This window comes from Saccharothrix saharensis (assembly GCF_006716745.1).
GTDB classification, from domain to species: Bacteria; Actinomycetota; Actinomycetes; order Mycobacteriales; family Pseudonocardiaceae; genus Actinosynnema; species Actinosynnema saharense.
Genome location: NZ_VFPP01000001.1, coordinates 8,314,323 through 8,336,897, shown reverse-complemented (window position 1 = coordinate 8,336,897; position 22,575 = coordinate 8,314,323). Strand labels below are relative to the sequence as shown.

Sequence of the window (22,575 nt, the reverse complement as noted above, 5' to 3'; positions counted from 1 at the left end):
GTAGACGCCGGGTTCCCCGCGTCACCGGCACCAAACAGTGACCCCGACCTCATGCCGTCCACCGGCACGAACCGAAACGATCCAGGGCGGTCGGACCTCGAAGGACCACCACAGCTCACGCGGCCTACCGGGGCGTGACCGCCAGCGGCACCTGCACCGGCACGGGCGGCGTCGAACCGCTGCCGACCGTGCCCTGGATCGTGCCGCCGACCGCCTTCGGCCCGGCCAGCAGCCGGAACAGGAACGTCGCCTGTCCGCCGACGGGGATGTCCCCCTCGGCCGCGCACGTGACCGTGCCCTTCCCCGCGGGACACCCGACCGTCTGCGCCGCCGCACCGTCGAACCGCACGAGGTCCCCGCCCCGCAGGTTGTTGCCCTTCCCCACCACCTGCACACCTTCGGGCAGGGACAACACGACCGTGGGGGACTCGAGGGGCGACGACCCGGTGTTGCGGACGATGACGGGCAGGTTCACGGGCGGCCCGCCGGAGGACACGGAGAACTCGGCCGGCACGTCCGGCGTCAGCGGTTGCCCCGCGGGCGCGGTGGTCGTGGTCGTCGGCACGTCCGACCCGGGCGGAGGCGACGGCCGGCCGCCGGGCTCGGTGGCCGTGGTGGTGGCGGACGGCAGGTCGACTCCCGAGGAGGGAACCGACGAAGTCCCCGACACCGCCACCGACGTCCCGAGGTCGACGGTCGTGGCGGGCGCCTGGGCGTCGACCGTCGGCACGACCGGCTGCTGCCCCGTGTTCACCCCGAGCACGACGGCCGCGACCACCGCCGTGGCCGACGCCGCCACGCCGAGCCACTGGGCCGTCGTGGTGACGGAGTGGGCCGCCGCGCCCGCGCCGACCGCCACCGCGCCCGCCTCCGCCGTGCCCGCCGTCGCGGCCAGGTAGCCGGAAACACCCGCGCCGAGCACCAGCGGCGCGACGACGGCGCGCAGGGTGCCGTTGACGTCGGCCAGTTCGGCGGCCATCGCGCGGCACGTGCCGCACTCGTCCAGGTGCGCCTCGACCTGCGCGGTTTCCCGTTTGGTGAGCCCTCCCCTGGTCCACGCGGCCAGCTTCGCGACCGTGGCGCGGCAGCGGGTCGTGGGGTTGTCCGCCAGGTGCGCCTGGAGGTAGGCGGTCTTGAGGCCCTCGCGCGCCCGGTAGGCCAAGGCCGAGGCGCCGTTCGCGGTCAACCCCAGCAACTTCGCCAGCTCGGACGCCGACTGGCCCTCGATCTCGGTCTGCCACAACACCGTCTGCCACCGCTCGGGCAGGCTGGCGAACGCCCTCGTGGCCAGCGACCGCTCCAACGTCGCCAGCGCCGGGTCGTGGAACGGCACCGTGGTGACCCTCTCCACCCCCGACACGGCTTCCAGGTCGTCGGCGAGCTTGAGCTTCTTGTCCCGCCGCGTCTTGTCGTACGCGGTGTGCCGCAACGCGGTCAGCAGGTACGCGCGGAACGCCGACTCGGGGCCGCCGCCCGCGCGCACCGCGTCCAGCACCTTCGCGAAGGCGTCCGACACCAGGTCGTCGGCCTCCGCGCCCGACCGGGCCAGGTGCCGGGCCAGGCTGCGGGCCGCGCGCACGTGGCGTTCGAACAACTGCCCGTAGGCCTGGATCTCCCCGCCCCGCACGGCGTCGAGCAGCTCGGCGTCCGACGGCGGCCGGGAGGATGTCGGCACGCCGGACGCGTCCGACGAGGCAGCGTCGGCGTTGAGCACGTGATCGAGGTCGTCGCGCAGCGCGGCCAGGTCCGCGCTCGCCCACCGCTCCAGGTCGCGCTCGTCGGGATGCCCGATCACCGGACGTCCTCCTCCCAGCACGGTATGTGAGCGATTCCCCGCGGACCATACTGAACACCCGGCGGTCGGTCGTACCGCTGCGCCACTCCGGGCGAGTCGATCCGACCTCATCGTTCGCGTGTTTCGGCGACGCACCCGAACCGTTGCCCACGGGACGCCGCTTCGGCAACCCGAAGGTGGGCACGGGGGTGGGGCCGGGTGGAGCACGATCGGCCCCGTGCCGCCGCCTCCGTACACTTCGGGCCGTGGCGGGGAGCATCGCGGACGGTCAGCGGCGTGGGCGGCGACGCGGTGAGTTGACGGTCGGCACGATCGCCCGGCTCGCGGGCGTCTCCAAGCCCACCGTGTCGAAGGTGCTCAACGGCCGGGCGGGCGTGGCGTCGGACACCCGGCAGCGGGTCGAGGCCCTGCTGCGCGAGCACGGCTACCGCCGCCCGGACGCCATCGCGCCCGCCGCCCTGCTCGAAGTGGTGTTCTACGGGCTGGAACGCCACATGGCGGTCGAGATCATGCGCGGGATCGAGCCGGTGGCGCGCGAGCACGAGCTGGCCGTCGCGTTCACCGAGGTGGTCGAGCCGACGCCACCGGGGCGGTCCTGGGCCGAGCAGCTGCTCGCCCGCCACCCGCTCGGGGTGGTCGCGGTGCACTCGGCCTTCACGCCCGAGCAGCACGCGCTGCTCGCCGCGAGCGCGATCCCGCTGGTGGCGCTGGACCCGTCCGGGGAACCGCTGCACGCCATCCCCTCGGTCGGCGCGACGAACTGGAGCGGCGGCATCGCGGTCGCGCGCCACCTGCTCGACCTGGGCCACCGCCGGATCGGCGTGGTCGGGGGGCCGCCCGACTCCCTGGGCGCCCGCGCCCGGCTGGAGGGGTGCCGCGCCGCGCTGGACGCCGCCGGCGTGCGGCTCGACGACCGGCTCGTGCGCACCGGCGAGTTCACCTTCGAACACGGCCGTGACCTCGGACGGGAGCTGCTGGAACGGCCCGACCGGCCGACCGCCGTGCTGTGCGGCAACGACCTCCAGGCGCTCGGCGTGTACGCGGCGGCGTGGCGACTCGGCCTGCGGGTCCCGCACGACCTGAGCGTGGTCGGCTTCGACGACATCGACAACACCCGGTGGTGCTGCCCGCCGATGACGACCGTGCGGCAGCCGTTGGCCGAGATGGGCGCGACCGCGGCCCGGATGCTGATCACGCTCGCCGGTGGCGGCGTGCTCGACCAGCCGCGGGTCGAGCTGGCCACCGCCCTCGTCGTGCGCGAGAGCACCGCCCCACCCGCCTGATCCGCCGGCACGTCACGCCGGGTCGCCGAACCCGGTGTCCGCTCGGGCCGCCTCCCGCAGTGCGAGGTGGTGCCGGCCGTCGGCCGCGTCCTGCCGACCCAGACCCACCTCTTGCCGAAGGCGAAGGCGGCGCGATCGGCGGCATAACAAATAGGAGATGATTTCCGCGTTATAGCCGAACGAATTCTGAGCATTTCCTCTGGCAACGGTCAATGCTCGATGAAAAGGCCGCCGAAGCGCTAGACACTGAGTTGTCATCGAGGCCGCCACTCGGGATTTCCCTGCATGCCTGAGGAGCTGGCGTGAAACGCAGATTCGGCATATACCTCGCCGCGTGCCTGACGGCGTTGTCCGTCGAGGTGGCCACGGCACAAGCGGCGCCCGCCGCACCGGAGAGCCCCGTGACCCTCGCCGTGCGGTCGGCCGACCAGGCCGCCGCGTCCGGGTTGGACGCGTTGGCCAAGGGCCCGCACGAGCAGTTCCACCGGCGGGCGGTCTACCAGGGCGGCGTCCCCGGCCGGAAAGACCTGTTCTACGTCTCCTACGACCGCACCTACCAGGGCCTGCCGGTCATCGGTGGTGACGCCGTGGTGGCGACCGACGCGGCCGGCGCGGTGCTGGACACCGTCGCCGCTCCCCTCGGCGGCCTCGCGGTCGACCCGACGCCGACGATCACCCCCGCGCGGGCCGCGGGCGTCGCCCGGGCGCAACTGCCCTCTGTGGACGAGGTCGAGGGCACCACGTTGTCGGTGCTCGCCGGTGGGCACGGCACGCTCGTGTACGAGACCGTGGTCTCCGGCCGCAAGGACGGCGCGCCGAGCCGCCTGCACGTCTACGTCAACGCCCGCACCGGCGCGGTCGAGGGCAGCCGGGACGACGTGCGGGCGGGCAGCGGCACGAGCCAGTGGAACGGGCCGAACCCGCTGTCCATCGACACGAGCGACAACAGCACGGTCGACGACACCCGGCCCGGTCTGCGCTGCGTGGACTACGCGACCAACGCGCCGTTCACGAAGGCCACCGACTCCTTCGGCAACGGCAACGCGACCAGCAAGGAGACCGGCTGCGCCGACGTGCTCTGGTCCACCCAGAAGCAGTGGGAGATGATGAAGACCTGGCTGGGTCGCAACGGCATCGACGGCAACGGCCGCGGCGTCACGGTCAAGGTCGGGCTCAACGCGGTCAACGCCTACTGGACCGGCCGGCACATCGAGATCGGCCGCAACAACGCCAACCAGTGGATCGCGTCCATGGACGTGGTGGCGCACGAGCACGGGCACGCCATCGACCAGTACACGCCCGGCGGCGCGGCGCGCGAAGCCGGCCTCGGCGAGGCCACCGGCGACATCTTCGGCGCGCTGACCGAGGCCTACGCCAACGAGCCGGCGCCGTTCGACACGCCGGACTACCTGGTCGGCGAGTCGGTCAACCTCGTGGGGCGCGGCCCCATCCGCAACATGGCGAACCCGTCCGCGGTCGGTGGTCACCCGAACTGCTGGTCCAGCGCCATCCCCGGCACCGAGGTGCACGCCGCGGCCGGTCCGCTCAACCACTGGTTCCACCTGCTGGCCGAGGGGTCGAAGGCGAGCCCGACGTGCGACGGCTCGACCGTGACGGGCATCGGCATCCAGGCCGCGGGCCGGGTGTTCTACAACGCCATGCTGCTCAAGACCTCCGGCATGACGCACTTCCGGTACCGCGTCGCGACCCTCACCGCGGCGAAGAACCTGGACCCGACGTGCCGGCAGTTCACCGCGGTGAAGGCGGCGTGGAACGCGATCAGCCTGCCCGCCCAGGCCGGCGAGCCGACGTGCGTCGGCGTGCCGGACGACGACTTCACCCTCGCGCTCGACCCGGCCTCGGGCACGGTGGAACCGGGCGGCAAGGCGCAGTCGACCGTCCGCACGACCACCACGTCCGGCGACCCGCAGGCGGTGGCGTTGAGCGCCGCGGGCCTGCCGTCGGGCGTGGCGGTGCAGTTCACGCCGTCGTCGGTGACCTCGGGCGGGTCGTCGACCATGACCGTGTCCACCACCTCGGACGTCGCGCCGGGCACGTACCCGATCACCGTGCGGGGCACGGGGTCCGCGAGCCACACGGTGACGTACACCCTCACCGTCGGCGGCGAACCCCCGGCCGACGACTTCGCCCTCGCGCTCGACCCGACCGCCGGTGCCACCCGGCCCGGCGGCACGGTGACCTCCACCGTCGGCACCACGATCACGGCGGGCGCGGCCCAGAAGGTGGCGCTGTCGGCCGCCGGGCTGCCGACGGGCGCGACGGCGGCGTTCGACCCGGCCACGGTCGCGTCGGGTGAGTCGGCGCGGCTGACGATCGCCACGTCCGCGGCCACCCCGGCGGGCACGTACAGCGTCACGGTGACCGGTGCGGGTTCGGCGGTGTCGCACTCCTCGACGTTCACGTTGACCGTCGAGGAGGGCACACCGGGCGGGTGCGCCGGGATGCCCGCCTGGAGCGCGACCCGGGCCTACGCGCCGAACGACGTGGTCTCGCACAACGCGCACAAGTGGACCTCGACCTGGTACTCCACCGGCGCCGAGCCGGGAGCTCCCGGTTCGTGGGCCGTGTGGCGGGACGAGGGCGCCTGCTGAGCCGCTGATCACGGCACGGAACGGGTGGCCGCCGCGGTCGGCGGCCACCCGTCAGCGTTCCAGGGCCTGGGCGATGTCGTGCCACAGGTCGTCGGCGTCCTCGATGCCGGCGGACAGCCGGATCGTGCCGCCGGTGATGCCGCTCGCGGCGAGCTGCTCCTCGCTCAGCTGCCGGTGCGACGTGCCGGCGGGGTGCAGGACCAGGGTCTCCGTGCCGCCCAGCGACGGCGCGAGCCGGACCAGCTCCACCGCCGTGACGAACTTCCGGCCCGCTTCGACGTCGGCGAGGTCGAACGAGAAGGCGCTGCCGAAGCCGTCGAGGAGGCGGGTCGCGACGGCGTGGCTGGGGTGCGCGTCGAGGCCGGGCCAGTGCACCACCCGCACCGCCGGGTGCGCGGCCAGCCGTCGGGCCAGGACTTCGGCGTTCTCCTCGTGCCTGCGGACCCGCAGCGCCAGCGTGCGCAGGCCGCGGAGGGTCAACCAGGCCGCGAACGGGTCCGGCGTGACGCCCAGCTCGATCGAGTGGTGCCACACCGCGCGGTAGCGCGCGTCGTCGGCGAACACGGCCACGCCGCCGGTCACGTCGCTGTGCCCGCCGAGGTACTTGGTGGTCGAGTGCACCACGACGTCCGCGCCGTGCTCGATCGGGCGGCACAGCAACGGCGAGGCGAAGGTGTTGTCCACGACCACGAGGACGTCGTCGCCGACGACCGCGCTCACCGCGGGCAGGTCGCTGACGTGCCCGGTGGGGTTGGCGATGGTCTCCAGGTAGAGCACCTTGGTCTCCGGTCGCAGCGCCGCGCGCACCTCGTCCGGGTCGTGGCCGCCGACGTACGTGACGGCGATGCCCCAGCGCTCCTCCAGGTCGCGCAACAAGGCCAGGGTGCCGCCGTAGAGCGCGCGCTGGGCGATCACGTGGTCGCCGGAGCCGAGGGTCGCGAGCAGCACCGCGTTGATCGCGCCCATGCCCGACGCGGTGGCCAACGCCGCCGTGCCGCCTTCGAGCGACGCCACGGCGTCCTCCAGCGCCCGGACCGTGGGGTTGCCGAACCTCGTGTAGACGAACGCGCCGTCCGGCCTGGTCATGCCGTCCGCGAAGGCCTCCGGGTCGTCGAACGAGAACCCTGAGGTCTGGTACAGCGGCACGGACAGGGGCCTGCTGGTCAACGCGGGGACCTCGGTGTGCACAACGCGGGTGTCAGGCTGCATGAGCCGAGCATCGGTCACCAAGTGGTCCGCTGGGAGGTCCAATACGCCTAGATTGGTCTCATCATGAAACCACTGTCGGTGGACGACCTGGCGGGGCGGCTCGGGCGCTGGTCGGCCGGCCGCGGCTCGCTGTACCTGCTGCTGGCCGCGCGGCTGCGCGAGCTGATCGACGAGGGGTCGTTGCCGGCGGGAACGGCACTGCCGCCGGACCGGTCGCTGGCCGCCGGTCTGGCCGTCGGCCGCACCACCGTGATCGCCGCGTACGACCTGCTGCGCGAGGAGGGCCGGGTGACCCGCCGGCGCGGCAGCGGCACGTGGGTGTCGCCGGGCGGGCGCGCGGCGGCGGCCCGGGCCGAGACCGCGAACCCGATGTTCGTGAACCTGCTGGAGCCGCCGGACGGCGTGCTCCAGTTCGCCTGCGCCGGGCCGATGGCGCCGCCCGCGCGGCTGGTCGAGGCGCAACGGCGGGCGGTGGACCGGCTGTCGGGCGATGACCTGGGCTACCACCCGTCCGGGCACCCGGCGCTGCGCGCGGCGCTCGCCGCCCGGTACCGCGACCGCGGCGTGCCGACGACACCGGCACAGGTCCTGGTCACGACCGGCGCGCAGCAGGCGTTGGCGCTGATCGCCCGCGCGCTGGTGCGGCCGGGTGACGAGGTGCTGGTGGAAGCGCCGACGTACCCCGGTGCGCTGGACCTGTTCCGGGAGGTCGGGGCGGTGGTGCGGGCGGCGGGCGACCTGGCGGGCGCGCTGGGTCGCCGCACACCGGCGCTCGTCTACGCGATGCCCGCGTTCCGCAACCCGACCGGCACGTCCCTGAGCCCGTTGCAGCGCGCCCACCTGGTGCGGGCGGCCGGGACCGTGCCGCTGGTGTTCGACGAGGCGCTGGCCGACCTGGACCTGACCGGTGCGCCCGCGCCGGCGCCCGAACCCGGGGCGATCGCGGTGGGGTCGTTGAGCAAGGTGGTGTGGGGCGGGTTGCGGCTCGGCTGGGTGCGGGCCGACGCGGCGCTCGTCGCGCGGTTGGCGCGGTTCAAGGCGGTGCACGACCTCGGCAGCTCGGTGCTCGACCAGCTGGCGGCGGTGGAGCTGCTGGCCGACCACGCCGCCGTGCGGTCGGAGCGCGTGACGGCGTTGCGCCGACAGCACGACCACTTGTGCGCGCGGCTGCGCGAGGAGCTGCCCGAGTGGGAGTTCACGCCCGCCGAGGGCGGCCAGACGCTGTGGGTGCGGCTGCCCGACGTGGACGCCGCGTCCTTCGCCCAGGTGGCGCTGCGGCACGGGGTGGCCGTGCTGCCCGGCGGGTCGCTGGACCCGACGGGCGGCAGCGCGGACCGGCTGCGGGTGCCGTTCACCGCCGCGCCACCGGTGATCAGCGCCGCCGTCGCCGCTCTCGCCGCCGCGTGGCGCGTGTTCGGCGCGGAGTCGACCCGCCGCCCGCTCGTGCCGTCGATGTCGGTCTAGGCGGGCGTTCCGGTGGTCATCGGGGATCGGTCGCGCGCAGCGCCTGCCAGTCCCGGGCGTGCGGGAGGCCGCGCGTCACGTCGAGCAGGGCGTCGTGCAGCACGCCGTTGGTGGCGAGCACCGTGCCGTTGCCGGTGAGCACGGGGTCGCCGTCGAGGTCCGTGACGCGCCCGCCGGCCTCGTGCACGATGACCGGCAGCGGGGCGAGGTCTTCGTAGCCCATCGGCGCCCCGGCGACCACGAACGCGTCGACGTGCCCGGTGACCAGGCCGACGACGTCACCGCCGGCGAACAGGAAGACCCTGCGGTGCAGCGCCAGCAGCAATTCCTCCGACCACGTGCCGAGGTTGGCCACGCCGGTCACGGCGCCACCGACCCGGTCCTGGCCGTTCACCCGCACGGGTGTCGCGGGTCCGCCGGCCGCCAACCGACAGCCGCGGTGTCGACCGGCGAACACGGTCCTGCGGGCGACCGGTTCGTGGATCACGCCGATGGCCGGACCGTGTTCGTCCTCGAGGGCGAGGGTCGTGGTGAACAGCGGGACACCGCGGGCGAAGTAGTAGGTGCCGTCGATCGGGTCGACCACCCAGCGCCGACCCGAGGTGCCGGCGGTGGTGCCGCCCTCCTCGCCGTGGACCTCGTCGTCGGGCGCGTGCCGGGCGAGTTCCGCGCGGACGAACTCCTCGACGGCCCGGTCGGCGGCGGTGACCTCGCTGCCGTCCGCCTTGAGCGAGGCAGCCGTGTCACCGCCGAAGAACCGGTCGCGGGCCAGCCGGCCGGCTCGTTCGGCCAGGCTGACGGCGAAGTCCACCTGGTCCCGGTCGATTGGCGGACCGTCGAAGAAGCTCACGTCCCGGGGACGTCCCGGCACTCGACAGGTTGCTCGCGACCCGTGAGGGCGGGGCCGGCGCCGCCGTGGCCTCGACGGCGCCGGCCGGCGTCACGCGCGTTCGAGGACGTAGCCCGCGTCCTTGACCGCCGCGGTGATCGCCTCCACGTCGGCCGAGCCCACCACGCGCAGCGTGGCGGCGTCGAGGTCGAGCTTGACCCGGGTGACACCGGACACGCGGCGGGCCGCGTTGGTCACGGTGGCCGCACACCCCTCGCAGGTCATGCCCTTGACCACGAACTCGAGCCCGGCCTGCTGCTCGGGGTCGGACAGCGCGCCATTCCTGTCGGACATGAGGTTCCCATCCTCCGGTTCCATACCCGCCAGGGGTATGAATGGAGCCTAACAGCGCGCGTCGCGGCCGGACATCTCGCAGATTGCCCTGTCGGTGGCGCGCGGTCACCGGACGGGATCGTGGAAGTCCGTGCCCGGCGATCGGACATGAACAGCGGGTTGCCGGGTACTCGGCCCGCATGCTGACACGCGCGCTACGACAGGGTCTGGTCGCCGGCTTGGTCGGGGCGGCGGTGATGACGGTGGGCGAGAAGCTCGAACAGCGGGTGACCGGCCGACCCGACTCCCACGTGCCCGCCAGGGTGCTGGCCCGGCTCGCCGGGCTGCCCGAGCGACCCGGTCGGCAGTCGCGCGCGATGAACCTCGGCATGCACTTCGGCCAGGGCGCGCTGCTGGGCGTCGTGCGGGCGCTCATGGCCAACGCGGGCGTGCGCGGCCCGGTGGCCTCGGCGATGTTCACGGTCGTGCGGTTGAGCAACGACCAGATCCTGGAGAACGCCACCGGGGTAGGCGCGCCACCGCAGACCTGGCCGAGGTCCGAACTGGTGGTCGACCTGGTGCACAAGACCGTGTACGCCTTCGCCACCGGCGCGGTGGCCGACGCGCTGGCGGCGCGGCACGGGCCCGGCCCGGGGCAGCGGCACGCCGCCCTGCTCCCCGGACGGCACTCGGACGTCGGTCCCCTGCCGCGTGACGCCACGCCCGGGCGGTGAGGCGCACGTGCGGGGTGCGGGGCCGCCCGGTGTCGTAGGCGGCCCCGCGGTCGGTCACCGGAACAGGCGCAGCGGCACGGCGGCGGCCATCGCGGCCATGCCCGCGTCGTTCGGGTGGAGGTGGTCGCCGCTGTCGTAGGCGGCCAGCAGGCGGTCCGGCTGCCGCGGGTCGCGGACGGCACGGTCGAAGTCGATCACGCCGTCGTACTCGCCGCTGGTGCGGATCCACCGGTTGACCGCTTGGCGCGCGGCCTCGTTCTCCGGGCTGAAGAAGCCGAACGTGTCGTCGCGGAACGGCGTGATCGTGCCGCCGTGGATGCGCAGGCCCGCCGCGTGGGCGCGGGCGATGAGCTGCCGGTGCGCGCCGATGATGTCCTGCGCGGTCACCTTCTCCGACAGCGGCGCGCTCGTGCCGGGGTGGCCGAGGTCGTTCACGCCCAGCAGCACGACCACGTGCCCGACGCCCGGCTGGGCCAGCACGTCGCGGTCGAAGCGGCGCAGCGCGGCCTGCCCGAAGTACGCCGCGTAGCCCTCCGCCGGGTGACCGGCCGGCGGGTTGGGGTCGTGCAGCAGCCGGTTGCCGCTGATGCCCTCGTTGACCACGCCCAGGTGCCGCAGGCCGCGGTCGGCCTGGAACCGGCGGGCGAGGACGTCGGGCCAGCGCCGGTTCGCGCCGCGCGTGGTCTCCGCGCCGTCGGTGATGGAGTCGCCGAATGCCACCACGGTCGAGGCGCGCTTGCCGCCCGTGACGCTGACGCCGGTGAGGAAGTGCCACTTGCCGAGCACGGCGGTCGGGGTGATGTCCGCCCGGCCCGTGACGTTGCCCGCCGCGACCCAGCCGTCCTGGTACGGGAAGGCGTGCACGGTGTTTCCGGGCGTGCGGTGCGGCAGGTGGATGCTGATCACCAGGTCCGAGTCGGCCGCCACCGACAGCGCCACGGGGTCGCTGAGCAGTGGCGTGCCGGGCGGCAGGGTCGCCGACGGCCGCCCGCCGAACGTCAGCCGCCGGTCGCTGCCGGGCTCGATCGCCGAACCCGCGCCCGACCGCCGGGCCACCCGTGCCTCGCCGACCACCAGCGGCGTGGTGCCGAACTCGTTCGACAGCCGCACGCGGACCGTGCTGCCGCCGACGCCGAGGTGCACGACCTGGCGCAGCGTCTGGTCCTCGAACGACGTGGTGTCCGACGCGGGCACGGTGGTGGGCGAGGTCGCCCACGCGCCGACCCAGGTGGCGCGCGGCGCCGCGGACGCCGCGGTCGGCAGCAGGAGCAGCAGGGCGGTCAGCGCCGCCGTCGTGGTGCGCTTCACGGTCGGCCCCTTCACCGGCGGGCGGGACGGTCGAAGCGCCAGCCGTCGGCGCGCAGTTCGGGGATGAGCCTGGCCACCGCGTCCACGGTCTGGCCGCGCTCGTTCGGGCCGTCGTGCATCAGCACCACCGCGCCCTCGGTGAGGCCGTCCTTCACCCGGCGCACCAGCTCGTCCACGCCCGGCGGCTCCCAGTCGCCGATGGCGAGCTTCCAGCCCAGCGACGTCATCCCCAGCCTGGCCGCGACCCGCGGGGTCTGCCCCCAGCTGCCGTAGGGCGCGCGGAAGTAGCGGATCGGCACGCCCGGCGCGGCGCGGTGGATGGCGGCGCTGGTCTGCCGCAGGTCCGCCGCGATCTGCTCGGGCGTCCACTCGCCCATGTCGTCGTGGTGCATGCCGTGGTTGCACAGGGTGTGCCCGCCGGCGACGATCCTGCGCACCAGCCCCGGGTTGGCCTCGACGTAGTCGCCCCACAGGCAGAACACGGCCTTGACGTGGTGGCGGCGCAGGACGTCGAGCAGGCGCGGCGTGTCGGCCGGGTTGGGGCCGTCGTCGAAGGTGAACGCGACCGTGCGGCCACCGTGCTTGGTGGAGTCGACGATCACCGGGTCGTCCGCCGCGCCCGCCGGCGCCGAACTCAGGCCGAGCACCAGCCCAGTGGTCAACAACACCGTTCTCCACCGCATCGCGGAACCCCTTCCGTCGGACGAGCGCTTGCCACTATCAGCTCGGGATCAAGCGCCTTCCAGACGTTTCGCGGATGTTTCGAGTCTCAACTGGCCGCACCCACCGGGGAATCCGGAAGTCGGCGAAACGGCCGGGTGCCGATCCACCTCGCTGAGACGAACTCGTGGATTGCCGGAAATCCCGCACCGGCCGCGTGGCTCCGGCGACCTCGGTTCGCTCACCGGCCACGCCGACCTGTGGCGGCTGCTGCCGGCGTGGCGGCTCCGTGGTCCAATCGCGGCGTGACGACGACCGACCAGCTGCGCGAGACCGCGCTGTCCCTGCCCGAGGTGGACGCGCGCGACCGGGCGTTCACCGTGCGGGGCAAGCGGTTCGCCTCGGTGGACGCGCACGACCGCGTGCACCTCCACCTGCCCGCCGAGGAGGTGGACGCGGTCCTCGCGGCCCACCCGACCGCCGAGCGGCAGCCCCGCGGGGTGCGCGTCCCGCTCGGCGACGTCGATGGCCGGCGGCTCGACCACTGGGTGCGGCGGGCGTGGCTGGCGCGGGCGCCGAAGAGCCTCGCCGCTCAAGCGGTCGCGGCCGAGGGCGCCGAGCCCGGTGAGGTCGGCAACCTGCCCAAGGGCATCGGGCGACCCGCCACGCGGGCGCTCACCGCCATCGGTGTCACCACGCTCGCCCAGGTAGCCCGCCTGGGCGACGCCGAGCTGCTGGCCGTGCACGGCGTCGGCCCGAAGGCCGTCCGGGTGCTCCGCGCAGCGCTCGACCGCTGAACGGCAGGCCTCAGAACGTGTAGTTCACCACGAACGCCGGGTGGTCCGTGCGGTACATCGCGTACGTCTGCGTCGACACGAACGTCAGCGCGCGGGCGATGACGTGCTGCACGTCGCCGTCGCCCTTGCGGAACCAGCCCGACGGCACGCAGTTCTGCGCGCTGGTCGCCGAACCCGGGCTGTACCTGAGGTTCAGGTCGCCCGCCACGACGTGCCGGGTGGTGGCGGAGCCGGTCGGGTCGTGGGCCAGCACGATCGAGGGCACGAGCTCCTCGCACTGCGCCAGCGCCGTCGTGGCGGTCGTGCTCAGGTGCGTGGTGCAGGCGGTGAAGGCGCGCACCTCGCTCAGCGCGCACGCCCAGGCCCGGACCTCGGTGCCGCTGTCCTGCGCGGTGTAGACCCCGTGGCCGCTGGACCGGATGCCCTCCTTGACGATGATCCCGCTGCCGTACGCGCCCCGGCCGTCGGTGCACTCGATGTTCGCGCCCGTGGTCTTCCGGCGGGCGAACGCGAACCGGTACCCGGCCGTCGCGCCCACGGCGGCGGTCAGCCGGGGCAGGTCGGACTGGCACACCTCGTTCACCGACACCACGTCCGGCAGGCGGCGCTGGATCATCGTCACGGCCTCGCCCACGGCCTGCCCGTCCTGGTAGCAGCCGGCCACCCCGCTGTTGCAGAGGTTCAGCTGGAGCACCTTGAACGCGGTGGCGGCGGTGGCGGGCGGCGTCACCGGCCCGCAGAGCAGGAGGACGGCCAGGACGGCGCTTGCGGCCCGGCGGGAACGAGGACGGCCCATGTCGACCATCCTCGCCCACCCCACCGGCCGTGACCAGGGTTGATACCTTCCCCGCATGGCGTTCACGCTGGAGCAGCTACGGGGTTTCGTAGCCGTCGCCGAGGAGTTGCACTTCAGCCGTGCCGCCGCCCGGCTGGCGATGACGCAGCCGCCGCTGAGCAGGCAGGTCCAGAAGCTGGAACGGGCGGTCGGCGCGCAGCTGCTGGTCCGGGACAACCGCCGGGTCACGCTCACCGCGGCGGGCGAGGTGTTCCTGGTCGAGGCGCGGCGGCTGCTGTCGCTGGCCGACACCGCGCCCGAGCTGGCCCGGCGGGTGTCCTCGGGGTCCAGCGGTGTGGTGCGCGTCGGGTTCACCGCCGCGGCGACGTACGGAGTCCTCGGCCGGCTGCTGGACGAGCTGGCCGGGCACCTGCCCGACGTCGACGTGGAGCTGGCCGAGCTGGTGACCCGCGAGCAGGTCGCCGCGCTGGTGAACGAGGAGATCGACCTGGGGCTGGGCCGGCCGCCGTTCGACGACTCGACGTTCGGCTCCCGGCTGCTGCACCGGGAAGGGCTGCTGGTCGCCGTGCCCGGTGGTCACCCGCTGACGGCGCTCGGGCGGGACGCGACCGCCGCGGACGTGGTCCGCGAGCGCGTGATCATGCACTCGCCCACCGACGCGCGGTACTTCTACGACCTGGTCGTGCGGACCGTGCCGGTGGCGCCGGAGCACACCGTGCACACGGTCGGCCAGGTGCTGACCATGCTCTGGCTGGTGGCGGCGGGTCGCGGGGTCGCGTTCGTGCCGGAGTCGGCGGCGCGGCTGCGCATCGACGGCGTCGAGTTCGTCCGGCTGGAGACCGCGGTGGCCCGGCCGGTGGAGCTGCACCTGGTGTGGTTGCGCGGGTCGGCGAACCCGGCGCTGTGGCGGACGTTGAGCGTCCTGGAGGGTTATCCGCCGTTCGAGTGATGCACGCCGAGCATCACGCCATGCCAAAGAACTCTTGGACAAGCATCACCGCTGGTCCATACGGTGTAGCCGTGACGAACCCCGCCGCTCTGGCCGACCGACTCGCCTCCGGGTTGCTCTCCTTCCCGGTCACCCACTTCGACGCCGACCTGGGGTTCGACGAGGCCCGCTACCGCGAGCACCTGGCCTGGCAGGCGAGCTTCGACGTGGCCGGCCTGTTCGCCGCGGGCGGCACCGGCGAGGGCTTCTCGATGACGCCCGACGAGGTGGACCGGGTCGTGCGCGCCGCCGTCGACGAGGTGGGCGGCAAGGTGCCCGTGATCGCGCCGGCGACCGGTGCCACCGCCGTGTCGGTGGCGCAGGCGCGGGCCGCCGAGGCCGCGGGCGCGTCCGGCGTGCTGCTGTTCCCGCCCTACCTCACCGAGGCCGGCCGGCGCGGCCTGGTCGAGCACGTCTCCGCGGTGTGCCGGGCCACCGGTCTGGGCGTGATCGCCTACAGCCGGGCCAACGCCGTGCTGACCGACGCGACCGTGGCCGAGCTGGCCGACCGCAACCCCAACCTGATCGGCCTCAAGGACGGCGTCGGCGACGTCGAGCAGCTGACCCGCACCTACGCCCGCGTCGGCGACCGGCTGATCTACATCGGCGGCCTGCCGACCGCGGAGACGTTCGCCCTGCCGCTGCTCCAGCTCGGCGCGACCACGTACTCCTCGGCGCTGTTCAACTTCGTGCCCGCGTTCGCGCTGCGGTTCTACGCCGCCGTCCGCGCGCAGGACCGGACCGCCGTGTACGGGATGCTGCGCGACTTCGTCATCCCCTACCTGGACATCCGCGACCGCGACCGCGGCTACGCGGTGTCGATCGTCAAGGCAGGCCTGACCGCCGTGGGTCGGGACGGCGGCCCGGTGCGCCCGCCGTTGAGCGACCTGACCGACGACGAGCGGGCCCGGCTCACCGCCCTGGTCCGGCGCGTCGCCTGATCGCGAAGGAGTCCGATGTCCGCCGTTTCCGACCGGATCAGGTCGATCACGCTGTCGTCGGTGGCCCTGCCGCTGCCGACCGGTATCAGCGACGCGAAGGTGTCCACCGGCAGGCAGCGGCCGATGACCGAGGTCGCGCTGCTGTTCGCCGAGATCCGCACGGAGGGCGGGCTGGAGGGCGTCGGGTTCTCCTACAGCAAGCGCGCGGGCGGACCGGCGCAGTTCGCGCACGCGCGTGAGGTCGCGCCCGACCTGATCGGCGAGGACCCCAACGACATCGGCCGGCTGTGGACCAAGCTGGTCTGGGCGGGCGCGTCGGTCGGGCGCAGCGGCGCGGCCACGCAGGCGCTGGCCGCGTTCGACGTCGCGCTGTGGGACGTCAAGGCCAAGCGGGCGGACCTGCCGCTGGCCAAGCTGCTCGGCGCGCACCGCGACTCGGTGCGCTGCTACGACACCTCCGGCGGGTTCCTGCACGAGACCGTCGGGCGGATCAAGGACAACGCCACCCGCGCGCTGGAGTCCGGCGTCGGCGGCATCAAGATCAAGGTCGGGCTGCCGGACCGGGCACAAGACCTGCGCCGGGTCGCGGCCGTGCGCGAGCACCTCGGCGACGGCGTGCCGCTGATGGTCGACGCCAACCAGCAGTGGGACCGGCCCACCGCGATGCGGGTCGGCCGGGCGCTGGAGGAGTTCGACCTGGTGTGGATCGAGGAGCCGCTGGACGCCTACGACGTCGAGGGTCACGCCGAGCTGACCCGGGCGCTGACCACCGCGGTCGCCTCGGGCGAGATGCTGACCAGCGTCGGCGAGCACTACGAGCTGATCCGCGCCGGCGCCGTGGACGTCCTGCAACCGGACGCGCCGCGCGTCGGCGGCATCACCCAGTTCCTCAAGCTCGCCGCGCTCGCCGACCACCACCACCTCCAGCTCGCGCCCCACTTCGCCATGGAGATCCACGTCCACCTCGCCGCCGCCTACCCGCGCGAGCCGTGGGTCGAGCACTTCGACTGGCTGCACCCGCTGTTCGAGGAGCGGCTGGAGACCCGCGACGGCCGGATGCACCTGTCCGACCGACCCGGCCTCGGCATCACGCTCACCGACCAGGCCCGCGCCTGGACCGTCGAGACCGCGGAGGTCGGCACACCCCGGTGACGGGCGCCCGCGGGCGAACGCGGTCCGGGCCGGGTTTCGCGACCCACCGCGCGGAACGTCGAGCGGTGCGGGTACAGCGCCCGCCTGCCGACGGACCCGCCCGTCCCGTGGAACACGCCCAGCCGGTAGGTCCCGCTCCGCGGCACGTCCACGTCGACCGTGACGTCGGAGCCGGGGTGGTCCATCGACCCGAACCGGATCAGCTGCCCATAGCGGCGGCCGTGGCACCGACCGTCGGCCGGCGGTGACCCGAGGACCGTCGCGGGGTCCGAGCCTCGAACCTAGCCGCGGACGGGGAGGTCCACGGTGACGTCGCGCAGCAGCATCGCGCCTGGCAGGCGGCTGCCGTGCAGCAGGAACATGTCGGAGAGCGGGGTGACCGTGAGGTACAGCGACTGGCCGGCGGGGACGGTGGCGGCGACGGCGGGCAGTTCGACGGTGCGGCGGGAGCCGAGGTTGAGGCTCTTCTCGCGGTGCGGCAGGACGTTGTTCTGGATGACCTTGGCGTCCAGGGCCGAGGTGCCGACGCTGAGGGCGAAGAACGCGCGGCTGTCCAGGCCGAGGGTGCTGACGAGGGCGTTGAGCCTGGGCGAGCCGGCGATCGTGAGAGGGCCGTCGGCGATCTTGACCGCTTGGGGCAGGCCGACGCCGGCGGTGGTGAGGATGTCGGGCAGCGCGGCGGTGGTGGTGGGCGCGACGGAGTCGGTGGTGACGCAGCGGCCGTCGGCGGTCATCAGGTGGTAGCGGCCGTGGCCGGTGATGGTGCGGGGCGCGCCTTGCAGGTTCTCGGCCAGGAACCGCAGTTCGAGCTCGTCGTACCCGCCGAAGGCCGCCGAGCACGCGTCACCCGCGACGGCGTACCCGAGGGGCAGGGTGCTGGGCAGCGCGTGGCCGCCGTTGTAGCCGATGAGCAGGCTGTTGGCACGGGCGCGCGGGGTCAGGGCGCGGTCGAAGTTGTCGATGGCCTGGTCGAGCGGGAACAGGTTGTCGCTGATGCCCTGGTGCAGCAGCACTGGGATGTCCAGTCGGCGTCCGGCGGCGACGTGGTAGCCGGGGCCGTTGTCGCGGAAGAACTCGTCCATCGTCGTGGGCCAGTCGCCGGTGAGCAGGCCTTCGGCGTAACCGGCGTGCAGCGTGGAGGTGTGCGCGTCGAGCGCGGCGGCGTAGAGGGCGGTGACCCAGGTGGTGCGGACGACCTCGCGCGGGGCGAGGCTGTCGTTGAGCGAGTGCCACGTGATCTGCGGCGCGAGCGCGTCGAACCGGGTCCGGCCGGTCTTCATGACCTCGGTGAACGCCCCGGCGAACTGGTACCCGCCGCCGTAGGAGCCGCCGACCGCGCCGAGGACGGGGTCGTTCGGGCCGTTGTGGCGGACCCAGTCCAGCGTGGCGACGTGGTCGATCACCCGGATGACGTCCTCACCCTCGAACGCCGGGTCCTCCACGTGCGCCTTGCCGCCGCTCTCGCCGAACCCGCGCTGGTCGATGCTGACCACGCCGAAGCCCGCGTCCAGGTACCGCCGGAACGAGCCGGGCGCGGACGTGCGGCTGCCACCCCAGCCGTGGCTGTGCAGCAGCACGGGCACGCGGTTGTCGCGTGACGCGGCGGCGGGCTTGAACACGCTGACGCAGATGTCGACCGGCCCCGGCTCCAGCGGGTCGGTCTCCGGCACGCTCGCGAGGCAGACGTTCACCGGCGCGGGGTGATCGGCGCTCGCGGCGGCGGGAGGGGCGACGGCGACAGCCGCCACCACGAGGGCGATCACGAGGCGCATCGGGTCCTCCGGTTCGTCGGGGCGCGGGGGGCGCAGTGGGTGCAACGAGCCACCGTGAAGATCGTCACGTTCGAGTTACCTTGTGCACAACTTAATCGGGCACTAGCTTTGTGGCATCGAACGGCACGACGAACCGAGGAGAACCCGATGACCGGCCACAACAACCCCACCGTCGTCCTGGTGCACGGCGCGTTCGCCGACGGCTCGAGCTGGGCCCGGGTGATCGAACTGCTGCGGGCGCGGGGCGTGGAGGCGCTCGCGGTGAGCAACCCGTTGCGCGGGCTCGCCCACGACGGCGACTACGTGGCGAGCGTGGCCGGCCAGGTCGACGGGCCGGTGGTGCTCGTCGGCCACTCGTACGGCGGCCCGGTGATCACGCACGCGGCCACGAAGGCGGCGAACGTCAAGGCGCTCGTGTACGTGGCGTCGTTCGGCGTCGACAAGGGTCAGAGCGCGCTGAGCTCGGTGGAGAGCTTCCCGCCGGTCGAGCTGAACACGTCCCTGGTGCCGCAGCAGTTCCCGGACGGCGACGACACCGACACCGAGTTCACGATCCGTCGTGACGCGTTCCCGAGCGTGTTCGCCGCGGACCTGCCGGACGACGTCACCGCCACCGCCGCGGTCAGCCAGCGCCCGATCGCGGCCCGCGCGCTGGCCGAGCCGCTGTCCGTCGAGCCCGCGTGGAAGTCCCTGCCGTCGTGGTTCGTGGTGGCGACCGCCGACAACGCCATCCACCCGGACTCGCAGCGCGCCGCCGCCGGCCGCCTGGGCTCCACCACCGTGGAGGTCGACGCCTCGCACGCCGTCGCCCTCTCCCGCCCGACCGAGGTCGCCGACCACATCCTCGCCGCCCTCACCTCCCTCTCCTGATCCCACGCGCGAGTCGAACCTCCAGGTCCCGCGTGTCGAACGCTCAGCGCCCGAGTGTCGAACGCTCAGGACCCCTGAGTTCTACGTCCGCGTCCGCCGCCCCCCCGACCGGGCGGGGTCCTGAACGTTGAATTCGGGGGGCCTGAAGGTTCGACACGCGGGACCTGGGGGTTCGACACGCGGGACCTGGAGGTTCGACACGCGGGTGGGGCTGGATGGGACGGCGTGGCCGGGTTGGCCGGCCACGCCGTGCCGGTCAGCCGATCCTGCCGACGCCCGCGCCCGCCATCACGGTCGCCTTCACCGTGTTCGGGTCGTCCAGCGTGTAGGCGTAGTAGTCGCGCGGTTCCTGCACGCTGCCGCTGCAGTCCGGCGGGCCCGACTCGCCGGCGAGCACGTTGTTCCGCGCCACGCACCGCCCGCCCGGGCCCGCGTAGCTGTTGCTCACCGGCTCCTCGACGTCCTCGAAGTAGTTGCCCTCGACGACGCAGCCCGAGTCCGCCTGGCACGCCACGCCGACGTCGGTGTTGTAGAGGTAGTAGTTGTTGAACACGTGCACCGGCTCGCCGAACCGGACGCGCGGGTTGCGTTGCGGCGTGCGGTCGAACCAGTTGTGGTGGTAGGTCACCCTCAGCCGGCCGACGTCCTGCGCGCCGTTGCTGTCGTCGTGGCCCAGCAGCATGTTCTTGGTGTGGTCGTGGGTGTGGTTCCACGAGACGGTGACGTAGCTGGAGCCGCGCTTGATGTCGATCGCGCCGTCGTAGCCGTCCGACAGGTCGTTGTGGTCGATCCACACGTGGTGGGAGAACATCTGCACGTTGATCGCGTCGTCGGCCCAGCCGCGGAACACCAGGTTGCGCACGATGACGTTGTGCACGGCGTCGGCGGGCGGGGAGGTGACGTCGGAGACCGGCAGGCCGATGTTCAGCCCGCCGCCGGTGAAGCCCGAGGCCGAGCCGATGCCGACGATCGTCTTGTCCGACGTGACGTTGTGCATCGGGCCGGGCAGCGCGATCATGCCGCGCACGCAGATGTTCAGCGGCCCGGTCTGCGCGACGGCGGTCAGGAACTCCGCGGCCGTGTCGACCTCGATGGTCGGTCCGCCCGCGCCGCCGGTCGTGCCGCTCTGGCCCCACGCGGTGACCGAGGCGAACCCCTCGGGACGCCCGGACGTGGCGCACGAGCCGGGTTGCTGCGTGGTGGTGGTCGTGGTGGTGGTGCTCGTCGGCCCGCCGGGTCCGGCCACGTCGGTGACCAGCACGTCGTCGAACGACGCCGAGGCGTAGTACGTGGCCACACCGATCCGGCCGCTGCCGAACGTCGCGTCGGTCGCCGTCAGGACCTGCGCGCCGTCCACGAAGCCGCGCAGCGTGCTGCCGAACGCCTCCAGCCGCACGGTGTGCCAGGTGCCGACGGTGACGCTGGTGGGTGCGGTGGCCAGGGCGGTGTGCCCGCCGCCGGCCCGCTTGCCGAGCACGGCGGTGCCCGCGTTGGTCAGGGCCAGGTAGTAGTAGTTGCCCGTGTTCTGCACGCGGGCCGTCACGGCGACGTGCCGGTTCGAGCCGTTGAACCCCGTCGGCTTGACCCGGGCCTGCACCGACTGACCGGCCCACGCCGTGCCCGCCAGCGCCCGGGCGTCCGAGCTGGTGCCCGACTGGCGCCACGCCCGCGACCCGTCGGCGACCACCGACCAACTGCCGCCGCTGGAGCTCCACCCGGTCGAGTCGCCGTCCTCGAAGTCGTCGCCGAACAACGTCGCGGCCGATGCCGAGGGCACCAGCAAAACCGCCACCGCGACCACGAACGCGCTCGCCGCGGCGGCGAGCGACGCTAATCTGCCGTGCTTGCCCACTAGAGCCTCCTGCTGCTGGAACGGGCGTTTCTTCGCCCGAATTCCGCCGACCGCCGACGTTCACGGTGGTGAATGCGTTCACGCTGGTGAACACGGGTGCGAACACGCCGGGGCGACGGCTGCCGACAAACGGAGGCGGCGGTTGGCGGCACGCTCTCGAAAGGGTTCGAAATCCTTGTCGCGAAGGTAGAGCACGTGTTTCCGGATCGTCAACGGCACGTCACCCGAGTGGTTCGGCCGCGCAATCACGGCGAAAAGACGCCGAACCCGCCGTTCGCGGGATCACCCGTCGACCGGGATCGCGTCCAGGACCGAGTCGGCGATCGACCGGGCCGGTGCGTCGTAGGCGGCGGCCAGAGCGCGGAAGACGTGCTGGGCGCGGATGGCGGGCCAGTCGGCGGGCAGGTGCTCGGCCGGCAGGCGCGGGTCCTGGCGGACGAGGTGCAGCCACTCGGTGTGCAGGAGCAGTTGCCTGGCCAGGTCGTCCGGCGCGTCGGCCAGCGGGCGGTCGTGGTCCCAGCGGCGCAGGAACGACCGGTAGCGGTCGGCGATGGCGGGCACGTCGAACGCCGCGTGGGCGATCTGCTCGGCCTCGGTCGGCTTGGCCGTGTGCGCGGTGAACACCTTCAGGTAGTCGCTCAGGTCCAGGTCCTCGACCAGTGCGGGCACGTCGACCACGCCGGGCGCGACCCACAGGCCGTTCTGCAGCGGGCCGAACCCGCCCCACACCAGGCGCGAGCGCAGGTCGTGGCGCTGGCTGCGCCACGACTCCGGCAGGGAGAACCCCACCATCGTCCACGTGCCGTCCCAGTCGTCGTTGATCGCGCCGCTGCGCCAGACCCGGTGCTCGCCGTCCTCCAGCACGGCCGCGGAACGCGGGGTGAGGCCGAAGTACATCCGCCGGCCGCGGCGGTGCCGCGCCAGCAGGTCCCGCTTGACCATGCGGGTCAACGTCGAGCGCACCGCCTCCTCGGACACGCCGACCCGGGCGAACACGTCGATGACGCTGCCGGAGAACACCGCGACGCCCCGGTTGAGCACGTGGATGCCGAGGAAGCTGAGCATCAGCGACTGCGGCCGGACCGATGCCTCCTGCTCACGGGCCTGCGGGTCGTCGTGCGGGATCACCGGCCGAGCGTAACCCCGGTTCGACGGCCTTGTGCGACCCGGCCGATGGGCT

At 73.4% G+C, this 22,575-nt stretch carries 19 protein-coding genes; 9 read left to right on the top strand and 10 right to left on the bottom strand.

Annotation, left to right across the window (positions count from 1 at the left end; all coding sequences use genetic code 11):
- Positions 1-124 precede the first annotated feature (124 nt).
- Complete coding sequence (locus FHX81_RS37825) at positions 125-1,795, bottom strand: sigma-70 family RNA polymerase sigma factor (protein ID WP_170232315.1); 1,671 nt, start codon at positions 1,793-1,795, stop codon at positions 125-127.
- Positions 1,796-2,040: 245 nt separating this feature from the next.
- On the opposite strand from FHX81_RS37825, the gene FHX81_RS37820 reads away from it, so the two are divergent.
- A complete protein-coding gene (locus FHX81_RS37820) occupies positions 2,041-3,078 on the top strand; it encodes a LacI family DNA-binding transcriptional regulator (protein ID WP_170232314.1) in 1,038 nt (345 codons plus the stop codon).
- A 302-nt stretch (positions 3,079-3,380) separates the two neighbouring features.
- On the top strand, positions 3,381-5,690 hold the full coding sequence (locus FHX81_RS37815) for a M4 family metallopeptidase (protein WP_141983247.1): 2,310 nt from the start codon (positions 3,381-3,383) through the stop codon (positions 5,688-5,690).
- A gap of 51 nt (positions 5,691-5,741) precedes the next feature.
- On the opposite strand, the gene FHX81_RS37810 is transcribed toward FHX81_RS37815, so the two are convergent.
- Positions 5,742-6,899, bottom strand: a complete 1,158-nt coding sequence (locus FHX81_RS37810; protein ID WP_141983246.1) for a trans-sulfuration enzyme family protein — start codon at positions 6,897-6,899, stop codon at positions 5,742-5,744.
- A gap of 63 nt (positions 6,900-6,962) precedes the next feature.
- Between FHX81_RS37810 and FHX81_RS37805 the strand changes: the two genes are divergently transcribed.
- Positions 6,963-8,363: an aminotransferase-like domain-containing protein gene (locus tag FHX81_RS37805; protein ID WP_141983245.1), complete on the top strand. Its 1,401-nt coding sequence runs from the start codon at positions 6,963-6,965 to the stop codon at positions 8,361-8,363.
- Positions 8,364-8,379: 16 nt separating this feature from the next.
- Here FHX81_RS37805 and FHX81_RS37800 read toward each other — a convergent pair whose 3' ends face one another.
- Positions 8,380-9,213, bottom strand: a complete 834-nt coding sequence (locus FHX81_RS37800; RefSeq protein ID WP_141983244.1) for an inositol monophosphatase family protein — start codon at positions 9,211-9,213, stop codon at positions 8,380-8,382.
- Between the two features lie 90 nt (positions 9,214-9,303).
- The gene (locus FHX81_RS37795; RefSeq protein ID WP_141983243.1) at positions 9,304-9,546 is read right to left on the bottom strand and encodes a heavy-metal-associated domain-containing protein; all 243 of its coding nucleotides are present in this window, start codon (positions 9,544-9,546) and stop codon (positions 9,304-9,306) included.
- A gap of 179 nt (positions 9,547-9,725) precedes the next feature.
- Between FHX81_RS37795 and FHX81_RS37790 the strand changes: the two genes are divergently transcribed.
- On the top strand, positions 9,726-10,259 hold the full coding sequence (locus FHX81_RS37790) for a hypothetical protein (protein WP_141983242.1): 534 nt from the start codon (positions 9,726-9,728) through the stop codon (positions 10,257-10,259).
- A 54-nt stretch (positions 10,260-10,313) separates the two neighbouring features.
- Here the strand turns inward: FHX81_RS37790 and FHX81_RS37785 are convergent, their stop codons facing one another.
- Both FHX81_RS37785 and FHX81_RS37780 read right to left on the bottom strand, forming a co-directional pair.
- The gene (locus tag FHX81_RS37785) at positions 10,314-11,567 is read right to left on the bottom strand and encodes an SGNH/GDSL hydrolase family protein (RefSeq protein WP_246108170.1); all 1,254 of its coding nucleotides are present in this window, start codon (positions 11,565-11,567) and stop codon (positions 10,314-10,316) included.
- 11 nt (positions 11,568-11,578) lie between these two features.
- Entirely contained in the window at positions 11,579-12,235 is a 657-nt protein-coding gene (locus tag FHX81_RS37780) for a polysaccharide deacetylase family protein (RefSeq protein WP_246108169.1), read from the bottom strand.
- 297 nt (positions 12,236-12,532) lie between these two features.
- Here FHX81_RS37780 and FHX81_RS37775 point away from each other — a divergent pair, with 297 nt between their 5' ends.
- Positions 12,533-13,024: a helix-hairpin-helix domain-containing protein gene (locus FHX81_RS37775; protein ID WP_141983239.1), complete on the top strand. Its 492-nt coding sequence runs from the start codon at positions 12,533-12,535 to the stop codon at positions 13,022-13,024.
- Between the two features lie 10 nt (positions 13,025-13,034).
- On the opposite strand, the gene FHX81_RS37770 is transcribed toward FHX81_RS37775, so the two are convergent.
- Positions 13,035-13,820: an endonuclease/exonuclease/phosphatase family protein gene (locus FHX81_RS37770; RefSeq protein WP_141983238.1), complete on the bottom strand. Its 786-nt coding sequence runs from the start codon at positions 13,818-13,820 to the stop codon at positions 13,035-13,037.
- A gap of 55 nt (positions 13,821-13,875) precedes the next feature.
- Here FHX81_RS37770 and FHX81_RS37765 point away from each other — a divergent pair, with 55 nt between their 5' ends.
- The 3 genes from FHX81_RS37765 (at position 13,876) to FHX81_RS41515 (ending at position 16,901) form a co-directional block, all read left to right on the top strand.
- Positions 13,876-14,769: a LysR family transcriptional regulator gene (locus FHX81_RS37765; protein ID WP_141983237.1), complete on the top strand. Its 894-nt coding sequence runs from the start codon at positions 13,876-13,878 to the stop codon at positions 14,767-14,769.
- A 71-nt stretch (positions 14,770-14,840) separates the two neighbouring features.
- The gene (kdgD, locus tag FHX81_RS41520; RefSeq protein WP_246108168.1) at positions 14,841-15,749 is read left to right on the top strand and encodes a 5-dehydro-4-deoxyglucarate dehydratase; all 909 of its coding nucleotides are present in this window, start codon (positions 14,841-14,843) and stop codon (positions 15,747-15,749) included.
- A 15-nt stretch (positions 15,750-15,764) separates the two neighbouring features.
- On the top strand, positions 15,765-16,901 hold the full coding sequence (locus FHX81_RS41515) for an L-talarate/galactarate dehydratase (RefSeq protein ID WP_211363679.1): 1,137 nt from the start codon (positions 15,765-15,767) through the stop codon (positions 16,899-16,901).
- Positions 16,902-17,182: 281 nt separating this feature from the next.
- Here the strand turns inward: FHX81_RS41515 and FHX81_RS37755 are convergent, their stop codons facing one another.
- Positions 17,183-18,673 carry an alpha/beta fold hydrolase gene (locus tag FHX81_RS37755; protein ID WP_141983236.1) on the bottom strand — a complete coding sequence of 497 codons (1,491 nt, stop codon included), beginning with the start codon at positions 18,671-18,673 and terminating at the stop codon, positions 17,183-17,185.
- A 147-nt stretch (positions 18,674-18,820) separates the two neighbouring features.
- On the opposite strand from FHX81_RS37755, the gene FHX81_RS37750 reads away from it, so the two are divergent.
- Positions 18,821-19,543: an alpha/beta fold hydrolase gene (locus FHX81_RS37750; protein WP_141983235.1), complete on the top strand. Its 723-nt coding sequence runs from the start codon at positions 18,821-18,823 to the stop codon at positions 19,541-19,543.
- A gap of 256 nt (positions 19,544-19,799) precedes the next feature.
- Here FHX81_RS37750 and FHX81_RS37745 read toward each other — a convergent pair whose 3' ends face one another.
- Positions 19,800-21,395, bottom strand: a complete 1,596-nt coding sequence (locus tag FHX81_RS37745; RefSeq protein ID WP_141983234.1) for a pectate lyase family protein — start codon at positions 21,393-21,395, stop codon at positions 19,800-19,802.
- A gap of 282 nt (positions 21,396-21,677) precedes the next feature.
- Positions 21,678-22,523, bottom strand: coding sequence for a PaaX family transcriptional regulator (locus FHX81_RS37740; protein WP_246108167.1), 846 nt, complete (start codon positions 22,521-22,523; stop codon positions 21,678-21,680).
- Positions 22,524-22,575: the final 52 nt, after the last annotated feature.

Excerpts from the sequence above, each read along its gene's own strand:
- FHX81_RS37765 (WP_141983237.1), top strand. The coding sequence starts at position 13,876 with ATGGCGTTCACGCTGGAGCAGCTACGGGGTTTCGTAGCCGTCGCCGAG.
- FHX81_RS37790 (WP_141983242.1), top strand. The coding sequence starts at position 9,726 with ATGCTGACACGCGCGCTACGACAGGGTCTGGTCGCCGGCTTGGTCGGG.
- FHX81_RS37810 (WP_141983246.1), bottom strand. The coding sequence starts at position 6,899 with ATGCAGCCTGACACCCGCGTTGTGCACACCGAGGTCCCCGCGTTGACC.
- FHX81_RS37755 (WP_141983236.1), bottom strand. The coding sequence starts at position 18,673 with ATGCGCCTCGTGATCGCCCTCGTGGTGGCGGCTGTCGCCGTCGCCCCT.
- FHX81_RS41515 (WP_211363679.1), top strand. The coding sequence starts at position 15,765 with ATGTCCGCCGTTTCCGACCGGATCAGGTCGATCACGCTGTCGTCGGTG.
- FHX81_RS37795 (WP_141983243.1), bottom strand. The coding sequence starts at position 9,546 with ATGTCCGACAGGAATGGCGCGCTGTCCGACCCCGAGCAGCAGGCCGGG.
- FHX81_RS37805 (WP_141983245.1), top strand. The coding sequence starts at position 6,963 with ATGAAACCACTGTCGGTGGACGACCTGGCGGGGCGGCTCGGGCGCTGG.
- FHX81_RS37750 (WP_141983235.1), top strand. The coding sequence starts at position 18,821 with ATGACCGGCCACAACAACCCCACCGTCGTCCTGGTGCACGGCGCGTTC.
- FHX81_RS37770 (WP_141983238.1), bottom strand. The coding sequence starts at position 13,820 with ATGGGCCGTCCTCGTTCCCGCCGGGCCGCAAGCGCCGTCCTGGCCGTC.